The organism is Vibrio sp. (assembly GCF_038138445.1).
GTDB lineage: Bacteria > Pseudomonadota > Gammaproteobacteria > Enterobacterales > Vibrionaceae > Vibrio.
This window is the reverse complement of sequence record NZ_JAYQDQ010000001.1, coordinates 34,796-48,250: the sequence shown is the minus strand read 5'-3', so window position 1 is coordinate 48,250 and position 13,455 is coordinate 34,796. Positions and strand designations below refer to the sequence as shown.

Here is a 13,455-nt window from a genome sequence, read left to right as displayed (position 1 = left end):
CATGCTCTGCCGAACTTAGTTAAATTCGAGTTCTACTTGATTATTACCAAGTAGCTGCTTCAAATTGTCTATTAATTCATCACTTGGCGTCACGCGCCACTCTGTACCCAACGTCAAGCGCGCTCTTGCATCGCTGCGCTGGTAATATACGTGGACAGGCACACTACCTGCCTTATGAGGCTCTAATATGTTACTAAAGCGCTCAAAAAATTGCTCGTCGATTTGGGACTCTTCCATAAAAATCGACAGCCCTCGTGCGTATTTCTCACGCGCCGCACCAAGATCCATGACCTCACGCGCCGTCATTTTAAGACCACCATTGAAATCATCAAAGCTGACCTGTCCAGAAACAACTAAAATTCTGTCTTGTTCCAACAGTTCTGCATAACGCTCAAGTGCATCTGAAAACAACATCACTTCCATGCGACCACTTCGATCATCAAGCGTCATAATACCAATACGATTGCCCCGCTTAGTTGTCATTACTCTCGCAGCAATAACCAAGCCAGCAATTGTCACACTTTGATCACGTCGTGTCGGCGTCGCATCTTTCAATCGGCAACTGGTATATTTACCAAGCTCCTTGATATACGCATTGACCGGATGTCCGGTCAAATAGAGCCCTAGTGTATCACGTTCTCCTTCCAACCAAACTTTTTCTGGCCAAGCAGGAACCTTAGTATATTTATGTTCAACCTCTTCAGGGGCTTCAGTAAGGACACCAAATAAATCATTTTGGCCAAAAGCTTCAGCCTGATGGTATTGGCTTGCCGCTTTTACAGCATCGTTTAATGATGCCACCATAGCAGCACGATGCGGCCCTAATCTATCCAGCGCCCCTGCATAAATAAGCTTTTCAATCACACGCTTATTGACTTTTTTGAGATCAATTCTGGCACAAAAATCAAACAAGTCTTTAAAATAACCACCAGCGTTGCGAGCTTCAAGGATTGCGTCTATCGGCCCTTCACCTACGCCTTTTATTGCACCGATGCCATATACAATGGCACCGTCTTCATCGACATTAAAACGGTACAAGCCGGAATTGATATCAGGTGGCAAAACCTTGAGCTTCATGCGCAAGCATTCATCGACCAAACCTACCACTTTTTCCGTGTTATCCATATCAGCAGTCATTACCGCTGCCATAAACTCAGCAGGGTAATGTTTTTTCAGCCAAAGTGTCTGGTAAGACACCAAGGCATAAGCGGCGGAGTGAGATTTATTGAAACCATAACCTGCAAATTTCTCCACTAAATCGAAGATCTTCATTGCAAGTTCGCCATCTACGCCGTTTTTGATCGCGCCTTCTTCAAACACGGCGCGCTGCTTGGCCATTTCCTCAGGCTTTTTCTTACCCATAGCACGACGCAGCATGTCTGCGCCGCCTAAGGTATATCCTGCCAATATCTGAGCAATCTGCATAACTTGCTCTTGATACAAGATAATGCCATAGGTAGGCTCAAGCGTTTCTTTTAACGACTCATGCTGCCATGTTTCATCTGGGTAGGAGATAGCTTCACGGCCATGCTTACGGTCAATAAAGTTATCCACCATCCCCGACTGAAGAGGCCCAGGGCGAAACAAGGCCACCAAAGCGATAATATCTTCAAAGCAGTCCGGCTGAAGACGTTTAATCAGCTCTTTCATCCCTCGAGATTCGAGCTGGAATACTGCGGTGGTTTCTGCATTTTGCAGCAGTCTAAAAGACGCGTCATCATCAAGGGGAATCGACTCAATTCGCACTGGCGCTTGACCCTGCCGTTCAAGTCTCGGGTTAATCAACCCAAGTGCCCAGTCAATAATGGTCAGTGTACGCAACCCAAGAAAGTCAAACTTTACTAAACCCGCTGTTTCTACGTCATTTTTATCAAATTGGGTAACGGGAAAGTGCCCTTCTGCGTCTGCATATATAGGAGCAAAGTCGGTAATCGTGGTCGGGGAAATAACCACCCCTCCCGCATGCTTACCCGCATTACGTGTACAGCCTTCTAAAATACGACACATGTCGATGAGCTCTTTGACTTCCTCATCGGTTTCATACAGCTCAGCTAGAGCTGGCTCGGCTTTAAATGCTTTCTCTAAAGTCATGCCTGGATCGGGGGGCACCATTTTCGATATGCGGTCAACAAAACCAAATGGATGCCCTAGCACTCGACCCACGTCGCGAATAACAGCTTTGGCCGCCATGGTACCGAAAGTAATGATCTGAGATACCGCATCTCTTCCATACATTTCAGCCACATGATCAATCACCTGATCGCGTTTATCCATACAAAAGTCAACATCGAAGTCGGGCATGGAAACACGTTCTGGATTCAAGAAACGTTCGAATAGCAAATCATATTCTAGAGGATCAAGATCGGTAATTTTAAGGGCATAAGCCACTAACGAACCCGCACCGGAGCCTCGGCCTGGTCCAACTGGAATATCATTATCTTTCGACCACTGAATGAACTCCATAACGATCAAGAAATAACCGGGAAAACCCATGTTATTGATCACTTCAAGTTCGACTTGCAATCTCTCATCATATTCAGGACGCCGCTGGATACGGACGCTCTCATCTGGAAAAAGAAACTCGAGACGCTCTTCCAGCCCCTGTTGCGACTTTTTCACCAGAAATTCAGTTTCTTCCATGCCATCGGTTGGGAAGGCAGGCAGAAAATACGCTCCCAAACGAACAGAAACATTACAGCGCTTAGCAATTTCAACGCTGTTTTCTAGCGCTTCAGGAATATCAGCAAAAAGAGCGCACATTTCCTCTTCGCTACGCAAATACTGCTGAGCACTGTAGTTTTTAGGTCTGCGAGGATCTTCTAGTGTGTAACCATCATGAATAGCAACCCGAATTTCGTGCGCGTCAAACGTTGATTCATCTAGAATAACAACATCATTAGTTGCGACCACTGGAAGTTGTTCGCTCTCGGCAAACTCGAGAGCAAAGTGAAGATACGTTTCTTCGTCTGCTCGACCTGTTCGCGTTAATTCAAGAAAAAAACGGTCAGCAAAGTGTTGCCGGAAAAAATCTGCACATTGCTCGGCAAGTCGGCGATTTCCTTTTAACAGGGCTTTTCCAATTTCGCCGCTTCTTCCCCCAGACAACACAATCAAACCAGAAGAGTGTTCAATCAACCAATCTTTATCAATCACTGGTTGATGCTGTACATGCCCACGCAGGTATGCTTTGGAAATGAGTAAGGTGAGGTTCTTATAGCCCAGATTATCGGCAGCAAGTATGGTGAGCCTTGTCAGCTCTTCTCCAAACTGATCCGATTGCACAGCAAAATCAGCCCCAATAATGGGCTTCACACCACATCCATGCGCAGTACCGTAAAACTTAACCAAACCGCATAAATTAGTAAAATCGGTCAGCGCTACTGCTGGCATGCCCATCTCTGCAACTTTTTTGACCAAAGGTGGCACTTTAGATAGGCCATCAACCATGGAAAAGTCACTGTGAACTTTGAGATGAATAAATTTAGGATCTGACATGAGTATTCCGCAACTGTGCTGAGTCTATGGAGAAGCTAAGGTATTTTACGTGATATAGCATATTTGATATACCCCAGCCAAATAGGGTTTAAAAAGTTCTATAGTAAGCCCAAAGCTCTTTTTATAGGCTTAAAGCTTTTTCTGTGTTGTTCTATTACGCCATACTGCTCAATCGCTTCAAAATGGGCTTTAGTTGGATACCCTTTGTGTTTGGCAAAACCAAATTCAGGATGAATTTCATCCAGTGCTTCCATTTCTTGATCTCGTACAACCTTAGCAATAATAGATGCCGCACTAATTTCAGCAACACGCAGATCACCTTTTACTACCGCTTGTGCATCCATAGGTAAGTCAGGCACCCGATTTCCATCTATCAGAACAAAGTCTGGTGTCACATTCAAACCCTCCACAGCTCTTTGCATAGCAAGCATAGTGGCATTAAGAATATTATAGTGATCAATTTCATCATGAGAGCAGCGTCCAATTGACCAAGCTAATGCCTTATCCAAGATTTCCGGAAATAGAGCCAAGCGCTTTTTTTCAGTTAATTTCTTCGAGTCATTTAACCCAGTTATCGGCTGATTAGGATCTAAAATGACGGCAGCGGTAACAACATCCCCAACTAAGGGGCCACGTCCAACCTCATCAACACCCGCAATTTTTTTATACCCAATTGGGTATTGAAACTCCGCAACAAGCGTATTTTTTTCGTTCATGATGGTAATCTGTCGATAAGTTTTAGCACTGCATGAGCAGCTTGAGTGTCCGCACCTTTGCGGATCTGATGATGCATTTTTGTAAAGCGCTTTCGCATATACTCACCACGCTCTGTCAGTAATTTCTCGACCTCACTCTCCAGCTTCTCTGGGGTACAGGCTTCTTGAAGAAGCTCAGTCACCAACTCTTCATCGGCAAGAATATTAGGTAAAGAAACATATTTGGTTTTAAGCATACGCCGCGCAAGAAACGCGGTAAACGCATTAACCCGATAACCGACAACCATGGGACGCTTGATAAGCATACATTCAAGGGCAACAGTGCCAGAAGCAAGCATCACAACATCGGATGCTGTGATAACGTTACGAGCCGTATCGTTAATCAGTCTAAAGTCGAGTTCTGGAGCAAGTGTTTTCCATGCATGTTCAAATTGAGCTCGGCGTTTTTCATTCACTAAAGCAGCCACAAAGCCCATCTTTGGATGTTTTTTATTTAAACGTTTGCAGGTTTCAATAAAAGGCTCAGCGAGCATCTTAAGCTCACTTCCACGACTGCCTGGTAATACTGCAAGCCAAGTTTTATCTTGATCAAGACCAAGTAAGTCACGAGCTGATTCTTTTGGTGACTCAAGCGGGATAGCATCTGCTAAAGTATGCCCTATAAATTCACATGGAACCTGATATCTATCGTAGAACTCTTTTTCAAAGGGCAAAAATGCCAGCACTAAATTAGTCGCCGCTTCAATTTTAAAAATTCGTTTCTGCCGCCAAGCCCAAACGGAAGGGCTAACATAATGCACTGTCTTGATACCGGAATTTTTCAGATCGAGCTCTAAGCGAAGGTTAAAATCTGGCGCATCAATACCAATAAACACATCTGGCGGGTTATCTGTAAAATAACGTACTAGTTCGGCTTTTACTTTGAGCAAACGAGGCAAACGTCCAAGTACTTCAACCAAGCCCATCACCGCCAGCTCTTCCATATCAAACAATGACTCACAACCTTGCGATATCATTTTAGGGCCGCCAATGCCGACAAACTCAGCATTAGGGTGAATAAGCTTAATGGCTCTAATTAAACCTTCACCTAAGGTATCCCCTGAAAGCTCTCCGGCAACAATGCCAACGCGCAATGGTTTCTCCATCACTGAACTACCTTTTTCTTTTGCCATAAACGTAAAAAAGATCGCGACATCTTGCGCGATCTTTTTCTAAAATTTCCAAGTATTATCAACGAATGACGCCACGCTCAGATGTATCCACGAAGTCAATAAAGTGTTGGATTGATGGCCAGTCTTTCGCCATCTTTTGTAGGGACTGTATTGCTTCAGCTTGAGTCTTACCCGCACGGTAAAACTCTTTATAAGCATTACGCAGTGCACGTAGCTCAGCTTTTTCAAAGCCATTTCTTTGTAAACCAACAAGATTCAAACCAAAGGGAGTAGCATGATTGCCTTGCGCTAACACATAAGGTGGAACATCTTTAACAACCGCAGAACATCCACCTATGTAACTGTATGCGCCAACCTTGCAAAAAGGGTGTATTGCAGAAAGAGCCATAATGCCAGCGTAATCTTCAACAGTAACATGCCCACCAAGTATTGCATTGTTACCCACATGGGTATGATTACCAACGATAACATCGTGCGCAATATGGGCATTGACACACAACAGGTTATCATCACCAATCACCGTTGAAGCTTTATCTTGGACAGTACCACGGTGAATTTGAACCGCTTCACGAATCACATTACGGTCACCAATCACAACCGTCGTATCTTCACCACCGTATTTCTTATCCTGATTTTCTTCACCGATCACTGCATGAGGAAAAACACGATTGTCTTTACCTATTTTAGTGTGCCCCTTGATCACCACATGGGACATTATCTCTGTCCCCTCACCAATTTCAATCTTGCCTGAAATATAGGTAAAAGGCCCTACGGTGACGTTAGCAGCGATGCTTACGTCACCCTCAAGGACAGCAGATGGATGAACCTTAGCTGTTTCATGAATCATATTAGAACTCTCGACGTGCGCACTTTAGCTCAGCAGAACAAACTACTTCACCATCCACTTTTGCAACACCATTAAAAGCAGCAATTCCGCGGCGTTCTTTAACAAACTCGACTTCGATTACAAGCTGATCTCCTGGAGTCACTGGCTTGCGGAACTTAGCACCATCAACACTCGCAAAGTAATACAGCTCATTCTCTGAAGGAGCACCAAAAGATTTAAACGCAAGTAATCCAGTTGCTTGAGCCATAGCCTCTAAGATTAATACTCCTGGAAACACAGGCAACTGTGGGAAATGACCTGTAAACTGAGGCTCGTTAACTGAAACATTTTTAATCGCCGTCAGATATTTTTCCTCTTGGAAATCAATCACACGATCAATCAGTAAAAAAGGGTAACGATGAGGTAAGAGTTCTTGAATTTCAGTGATATTCATCGTTTTGTTTTCAGTAGTCAAAGTCATTTTCCTATATTGAATGCTAAATTAACTGTCAGGCATTATAACCAAGTCATCTTGATATGCTAGGCATGTGCTCTGTAGAAGCTAGTATTAACTAACATTTAAGTTTTAAAAAAGACCCGCAGAGCGAGCCTTTTTCATACAGTAGCACTTAGGCGCCGTCTTCAGTCTCTAGTTGTTTTTCAACTGCCTTGAGTCGTTTGTTCATATCATCAATACGATGAACACGAGCAGCTGTTTTACGCCATTCTTTATTTGGCTGTAGAGGAATACCTGAAGAGTACATCCCCTTTTCATCAATACTTCGCATCACCATACCCATACCGGTAATGGTGACACCGTCTGCAATTTCAATGTGGCCGTTCAATACACTTGCCCCACCAATCATGCAATATTTGCCTATGGTTGTACTGCCAGCAACTATAGTACCACCAGCCATAGCAGTGCCATATCCGATGTGTACATTATGCGCTATCTGCATCTGGTTATCGATGATCACATTATCTTCGATAATGGTATCTTCCAGTGCACCACGGTCTATTGTGGTACACGAGCCTATTTCTACTCGATTGCCAATTTTAACCGTTCCAAGCTGAGGGATTTTTATCCACTCACCTTTTTCATTAGCATAACCAAAACCATCAGCACCGATGACAGTGTTAGCATGTATAAGGCAATCAGTACCGATGACCACTTGATGATAAATACTTACATTTGACCATAATTGGGTATTAGCGCCAATTTGAGCATTTTTACCAATGAAGCAACCAGCACCAATCACTACATTTTCTGCTAGACGAACACCACTTTCTATCACAGCATTCGCGCCAACCGATACACCTTTAGCAATGCTCACATCATCAGCAATAACGGCTGATGATGCTATACCTTCTGCTGGTGCTGGCGTTGTATCTAAGGCTTGAGCAACTTTAGCAAAGGCAACATATGGATCTTCGACCACCAAAACATTACCTGGGCACAATTCTCGTTGCGCCTCTTTTACCATAATCACTGTCGCGCGGCAGTCTGCAAGATGCTTAGCGTATTTAGGGTTAGACAGGAAAGTAACATCTCCATCCTGTGCTTTTTCCATTGCGGAAACCATAGTAACAAGTGCTTGCTCATCACCGTATAGCTCTCCACCTGTTATTGTTGCCAGTTCGGCTAAAGTAAGAGTTGCCATAGTCAGTTTTACTTCAGTGTTTTAATGACTTTTTCAGAGATATTATATTCAGGTTTACCGTATTGCATAGTTTGGATATCTACAACGATATCGTAACCTTCTTTTTCTGCAACTTTCTTCACAGCATCCTGAATTACCTTAAATAGCTTCTGTTTTTCTTCTGCTTCACGGCGAGCTGATGCCTTTTCTAAAGCTTGACCTTTAATTTTGTATTTACTATCTAGCTGAGCAATTTCTACTCTCAACTTTTCAACCTCTTCAGGGCCAAGTAACTCACCATCTCGCTTAAGTTTCTCTATTTTAGTCTTAGCTTCAGCTTGGATTGACTTAAGTTCGTCTGCCTTATCTTTAAACTCTTCCTGCATTTTTTGCAATACGACTTCACGCTGAGGAAGAGCCTGGAAGACTTGAGCTGTGTTTATATAACCAATCTTTTGTGTGCTTCCTGCGGCATTAGCAACAAAAGAAGACGTCATTAGCAGTAGGCTAAGACCAGCCGCTTTTATCATTTGATTCACTTTATATTCCTCAATCTTTAGAAGGTTCTTCCAATTGTGAAAGTGAAGAATTCTTTATCATCACCTTCGTAAATTTTTATTGGTCTCGCGACGGAAAATACCAAGGGCCCCATTGGTGACATCCATTGTAAGGCCGCACCATATGACGCTCGATAATTCGTAGGATCTGAGTAATCATAATACTTGGGATCACTTACCCCTTCGCGATATCTAAACTCAGTATCCCAAACGCTTGCTGCATCAATAAATAAGCTGGTGCGAATTTGACTCCGAGCCTCATCAGATGCAAAGGGTGTCGGTACAATTAGCTCCATACTTGCTGTCGCGATGGCATTACCACCCACTGAGTCGTCCGTCACATCAACACAGCCATTGTTTCCGCACGAATCACCATTGCCGGTATAAACCGCTTTAGGTCCTGCAGAACGGGAGCCAAAACCTCGTAAAGACGTAAAGCCACCCGCATAGTAGTTTTCATAAAATGGGAATAGGTTGTCATTCCCATCGGTTTTTCCGTATCCATTACCATAGCCAAGTCTACCCCGCATTAGCAAAGTAAAATCATGTTGTTTAGTTAATGGAAAATACTGGCGTACTTCATAGTCAAGCTTAAAATATTGTGCATCTGAACCTGGCACCGTCACTTTTGCAGATGCACGCTGGTAATTACCAGCTGTTGGGAAAAAACCTCGGTTAAGGTTACTTCTAATCCAGGCGGTAGTGATATCAAAGTCATTAGTCAAAATATCACCAGTCGGCTGACCAATACTTTCTGCAAACAGCTCGGCCTGATCATAACTCGGAACATCACCAATCTTGTTGTGAGTATATCCCACACCAAACTGTAACTTAGTCAATTCATTGACAGGAAAACCCCAAGTCAAACTTGTGCCGTAACTTTCATTGGTATAGTCGATAATCCCAGCATCAGATGCTTCAAAGGTGTTATAGAATATTTTTCCACCTAGGCTAACACCATCTAAATTCCAGTAAGGATCGGTGTAGTCGAGACTTATGTTCTGCTGGTAATCGTTCATCATAGCACTAATACCAACTCGATTACCTGAACCTAAAAAGTTATCTTGCTGTAAACCTACTTGAAAACTCACACCCGATTCGGTGCCATAGCCGATACCAAAATTGACGCTACCTGAGTTTGCTTCTTTAACATTGTAAACGAGATCAACCTGATCATCACTTCCTGGCACTCGAACTGTCTGTACATCGACTGTTTCAAAATAGCCTAAGCGATTAAGGCGTTTTTTGCCCATTTCAATCGACTTCGAGTTTAACCAGCTACCTTCCATTTGACGCATTTCTCGACGCAACACTTCATCTTTAGTTGCGTTGTTGCCAACAAAGCGTATATCACGGACATAAATTCGCTTACCCGCTTCGACGTTGACGACTAAAGAAACCTGTTGATTCTCATCATCAAACTCAGGAATCGTACGAACTTTAGGATAAGCATACCCCGCCTCTCCTAGTATGCGCTTAACCCCTTCTTCCAAGCTCGTCACTTTAGAGCCGTTATATACATCTCCACTGACAAAAGGTACCAGAGCCTCAAACTCAGCTTCTTTTCCTATCAACTCACCACGAAATTTGACATCCTTAACTGTGTAAGGCAGGCCCTCATTCACCGCCAGAGTGATATAAACGCCTTTTTTGTCGGGTGAAATTGCAACCTGTGTTGAGTCGAGCTTAAATTTCAGGTAACCACGATCTAGATAGTAGGACTTCAAGGCCTCAAGATCGCCTGCCAATACTTGTTTCTGATATTTATCATCTGATAAAAAGTTCCACCAAGATACATCAACATTCAGGTTAAATCTGCCAAGTAGCTCTTCATCACTGAATGCCTTGTTACCTAAAAAGTTAATTTGCTGTATTTTGGCTGAAACCCCTTCCGAAAAGACAAATTTAAGATCAGAACGATTACGGGGTAGAGGAGTCACCACTGCTTTTACTGTCGCATTATATTTTCCGACGCTGTAATAGAAGTCTTCTAAGCCCTTCTCAATATTTGACAAAGTCGTTCGATCAAGAGCTTCACCAACACGAACTCCGGAGGCATCTAGGTTCTGCTGTAATTGTTCCTCTTTGATTGCTTTGTTACCGGAAAATGAAATACTGGCAATAGTAGGACGCTCCTTAACCTGTACAAGGAGTTGGTTACCATCCCGTAACACTTTGATATCTTCAAAGTTTCCTGATGCGTATAGTGCTCTAATAATTTCAGATACATCTTGGGCATCGATCGTATCACCTACACGCACTGGCATCTTTAACAAAGCCGCACCAAGTGCAACACGCTGTAATCCATCAATTTGGATATCTTCTACAACAAAGTCTTCGGCTCCATTTGCAGCGACGCTCGTTGCTAATAGCGTTGCAAACAGAATTTTATTCATCGCCATATTTGTTTTAGTTATTCCTTACTACAACCTTTGCTCGCCTATAAACGAGCAAAATCATTGAATATTGCCACTGCCATGAGTGAAAAAATAATCGCTCCGCCGATACGGTAGCCCATATCTTGAACCCGCTCAGGAACTGGACGTCTAGTCACCGCTTCAACGGCAAAAAACATTAGGTGTCCACCGTCTAACATGGGTAAAGGCACAAGATTGATAATGCCTAAATTAACGCTAATTAAGGCTAAAAAACCCAGAAAGTACACCAAGCCATAATCAGCTGTCGTACCAGCTCCCTTTGCAATTGAAATGGGGCCGCTGAGATTATTTAACCCTACATCTCCAACAATTAATTTTTTCAACATGCTAATAGTGAGGCCTATCACTTGTCCCGTCTTTTCAATTGCTTTTCCGACTGACTCAAATACACCAAATTGCAAATCGAAGCGATAGCTTTCAGGCCATTCTGCGACTTGTGGAGCAATTCCAGCAAACCCTATGACTCTACCGTTAGACAAAGTTCTGCTCTCAGGTAACAAGGTTAAATCTATAGTCTGACCATTACGCTCAACGGTTAAATCAATGACTTGATTAGGGTGGTTTTGTACTAATTCAACCACCTGCTGCCAATCATTGAGAGATTTCCCATTAGCCGATAACAATTTATCTCCAGGCTGTAACCCAGCAGCATCACCAGCCCCACCAGAGGTGATTGAAGATAATCGTGTTGAAATCTCAGGGGTAAAAGGCTTAAAGCCTAATGAAGACATTGCCGATTCTACTTCTGGATCAAAACTCCAATCCGTCAAATCTAACGTTTTCATCTCTTCGGGACCAAACTCATTAGCAGGCGCAACTGTCAAAATCATTTGTTTATCACCGATGTGTGAAATCAATCCCATGTTTACGGATTCCCAGTCCGGTGTTTTGACGCCAGAGACTGATTTAAGTTCCGTATTCGATTCTAAACCAGCTCGGGCGGCGATTGAATTAGGTTCAACTTGGCCAATAACAGGCTTGACGGCTGGTACGCCTATTAAGAAAACAAGCCAGTATGCAAATACAGCGAACAGAAAGTTAAATACTGGGCCAGCCGCTACAATCGAGGTTCTTTTCCATAAAGGCTGAGTGTCAAATGCCTCTCCCTTTTGCTCAGGCGGAACTTCATCTACGCGACCGTCAAGAATTTTGACATAGCCACCCAATGGTATTATCGACAGACTATACTCGGTTCCATCTTGGCCAGTTTTGCTCCAAATTGATTTACCAAAACCAATGGAGAATTTTTCTACTTTAACACCGCAACGGCGTGCTACCCAGAAATGACCATACTCATGCACCGCAACCAAGATACCAAGGGCGATGAGAAAGGAAACAAAGTTCCATAAGATATCTGTCATGATAAACACTCTTTAATTGTCTCGACAGCTAAGGCTCGCGCCATTCTATCTAGCTCAATGATACTTTCCAAGCTATTACAATCTGACTCGCTGTTCTTACCACAAATAAAATTTGCGACTCGCTCATTAACGATTGCAATATCGGTAAACTTTAACTTGTGTGCAAGAAAGGATTCAACGGCTATTTCATTGGCCGCATTAAGCGCAGTGGTGGCATGTTGCCCTTCGTAGCAAGCGTCAATCGCTAACTTTAAACATGGGTATCTTTGATAGTCGGGTTCAAGAAAGGTAAGCTGACCGACTTGAGTAAAGTCAAGAGGGGCAACACCTGCAGGCACTCTATCAGGATAAGAAAGGGTATAAGAAATCGGTGTCGCCATATCAGGATTACCCATCTGCGCAAGTAAAGAGCCATCTTTATACTGCACCATAGAATGAATCACTGACTGAGGATGGATTAATACCTTGAGCTGATCTCGATGCGTATTAAAAAGCCATTTAGCCTCTATATATTCCAAGCCTTTATTCATCATACTGGCAGAATCGACCGAGATTTTTGGCCCCATAGACCAATTAGGGTGTGCGATCGCTTGTTCGGGCGTGACTTGCGACAATACACTCATATCACTGTAACGGAATGGACCTCCAGAACCAGTAAGCGTAATGTGCTGGATACCGTGCTGGGTTAAATCACAGTCCCCAAGGTTGGTCTGAATAGCGTCAGGAAGGCATTGGAAAATCGCATTATGTTCACTATCAACAGGCATAAGCTCTGCATCGTACTCTTTTACTGCATCCATGAACAATTTTCCAGACATGACTAACGCTTCTTTGTTAGCCAACAAAACTCGCTTACCCGCTTTAACAGCAGCCATTGTTGGTACAAGACCAATAGCCCCAACAATTGCTGACATAACGGTGTCAACTTCATCAAAAGAAGCAACATGAATAATGGCTTCAGGTCCGGATAATATTTCTGTAGGAAGTTTGAGATGTTGGATTTGAACACTCAACTTTTGTGCCGATTCTTCACAAGCCATAACCGCATATTTAGGCTGCCACTTTTGGCACAACTGGCGCATTTTATCGACGTTTGTCCCTGCAACCAATGCAACAACAGCAAACTCAGATGGATTGTGTTCAATCACTTTTAAAGTACTCTCACCAATCGAACCTGTTGCACCTAGAATTGTCAGTCTACGCATAAAAAACCAGTAAAATTCATAAGGCAGGTCAAGGCCTGCCGATGT

General features: G+C 43.3%; 10 protein-coding genes. All 10 read right to left on the bottom strand.

From position 1 onward, the window contains the following. Positions 1-15 precede the first annotated feature (15 nt). Positions 16-3,495 (bottom strand): DNA polymerase III subunit alpha, encoded by a 3,480-nt coding sequence (dnaE, locus tag AAFM34_RS00215; protein WP_341658792.1) that lies wholly within the window; start codon positions 3,493-3,495, stop codon positions 16-18. A 98-nt stretch (positions 3,496-3,593) separates the two neighbouring features. Next, a complete protein-coding gene (rnhB, locus tag AAFM34_RS00210) occupies positions 3,594-4,211 on the bottom strand; it encodes a ribonuclease HII (protein ID WP_341658790.1) in 618 nt (205 codons plus the stop codon). Beyond that, entirely contained in the window at positions 4,208-5,356 is a 1,149-nt protein-coding gene (gene lpxB / locus AAFM34_RS00205) for a lipid-A-disaccharide synthase (protein ID WP_341658988.1), read from the bottom strand. Before lpxB ends, rnhB begins: the two co-directional genes overlap by 4 nt. An 85-nt stretch (positions 5,357-5,441) precedes the next feature. After that, positions 5,442-6,230 (bottom strand): acyl-ACP--UDP-N-acetylglucosamine O-acyltransferase, encoded by a 789-nt coding sequence (gene lpxA, locus AAFM34_RS00200; RefSeq protein WP_341658788.1) that lies wholly within the window; start codon positions 6,228-6,230, stop codon positions 5,442-5,444. Position 6,231: 1 nt separating this feature from the next. After that, positions 6,232-6,684, bottom strand: coding sequence for a 3-hydroxyacyl-ACP dehydratase FabZ (gene fabZ / locus AAFM34_RS00195; RefSeq protein WP_114785263.1), 453 nt, complete (start codon positions 6,682-6,684; stop codon positions 6,232-6,234). Between the two features lie 154 nt (positions 6,685-6,838). Next, positions 6,839-7,870 carry a UDP-3-O-(3-hydroxymyristoyl)glucosamine N-acyltransferase gene (gene lpxD, locus AAFM34_RS00190; RefSeq protein ID WP_341658786.1) on the bottom strand — a complete coding sequence of 344 codons (1,032 nt, stop codon included), beginning with the start codon at positions 7,868-7,870 and terminating at the stop codon, positions 6,839-6,841. Positions 7,871-7,878: 8 nt separating this feature from the next. After that, positions 7,879-8,379 (bottom strand): OmpH family outer membrane protein, encoded by a 501-nt coding sequence (locus AAFM34_RS00185; RefSeq protein ID WP_341658986.1) that lies wholly within the window; start codon positions 8,377-8,379, stop codon positions 7,879-7,881. Positions 8,380-8,405: 26 nt separating this feature from the next. Further along, positions 8,406-10,808 carry an outer membrane protein assembly factor BamA gene (gene bamA, locus AAFM34_RS00180; RefSeq protein ID WP_341658784.1) on the bottom strand — a complete coding sequence of 801 codons (2,403 nt, stop codon included), beginning with the start codon at positions 10,806-10,808 and terminating at the stop codon, positions 8,406-8,408. 38 nt (positions 10,809-10,846) lie between these two features. Further along, positions 10,847-12,205: a sigma E protease regulator RseP gene (rseP, locus tag AAFM34_RS00175; protein WP_341658782.1), complete on the bottom strand. Its 1,359-nt coding sequence runs from the start codon at positions 12,203-12,205 to the stop codon at positions 10,847-10,849. Continuing rightward, positions 12,202-13,410 (bottom strand): 1-deoxy-D-xylulose-5-phosphate reductoisomerase, encoded by a 1,209-nt coding sequence (gene ispC / locus AAFM34_RS00170; RefSeq protein ID WP_341658781.1) that lies wholly within the window; start codon positions 13,408-13,410, stop codon positions 12,202-12,204. Before ispC ends, rseP begins: the two co-directional genes overlap by 4 nt. Positions 13,411-13,455: the final 45 nt, after the last annotated feature.

Bases quoted from the DNA above. Each gene is read 5' to 3' on its own strand.
- rnhB (WP_341658790.1), bottom strand. From the start codon at position 4,211: ATGAACGAAAAAAATACGCTTGTTGCGGAGTTTCAATACCCAATTGGG.
- lpxA (WP_341658788.1), bottom strand. From the start codon at position 6,230: ATGATTCATGAAACAGCTAAGGTTCATCCATCTGCTGTCCTTGAGGGT.
- rseP (WP_341658782.1), bottom strand. From the start codon at position 12,205: ATGACAGATATCTTATGGAACTTTGTTTCCTTTCTCATCGCCCTTGGT.
- lpxD (WP_341658786.1), bottom strand. From the start codon at position 7,870: ATGGCAACTCTTACTTTAGCCGAACTGGCAACAATAACAGGTGGAGAG.
- dnaE (WP_341658792.1), bottom strand. From the start codon at position 3,495: ATGTCAGATCCTAAATTTATTCATCTCAAAGTTCACAGTGACTTTTCC.
- bamA (WP_341658784.1), bottom strand. From the start codon at position 10,808: ATGGCGATGAATAAAATTCTGTTTGCAACGCTATTAGCAACGAGCGTC.
- lpxB (WP_341658988.1), bottom strand. From the start codon at position 5,356: ATGGAGAAACCATTGCGCGTTGGCATTGTTGCCGGAGAGCTTTCAGGG.
- ispC (WP_341658781.1), bottom strand. From the start codon at position 13,410: ATGCGTAGACTGACAATTCTAGGTGCAACAGGTTCGATTGGTGAGAGT.
- AAFM34_RS00185 (WP_341658986.1), bottom strand. From the start codon at position 8,379: ATGATAAAAGCGGCTGGTCTTAGCCTACTGCTAATGACGTCTTCTTTT.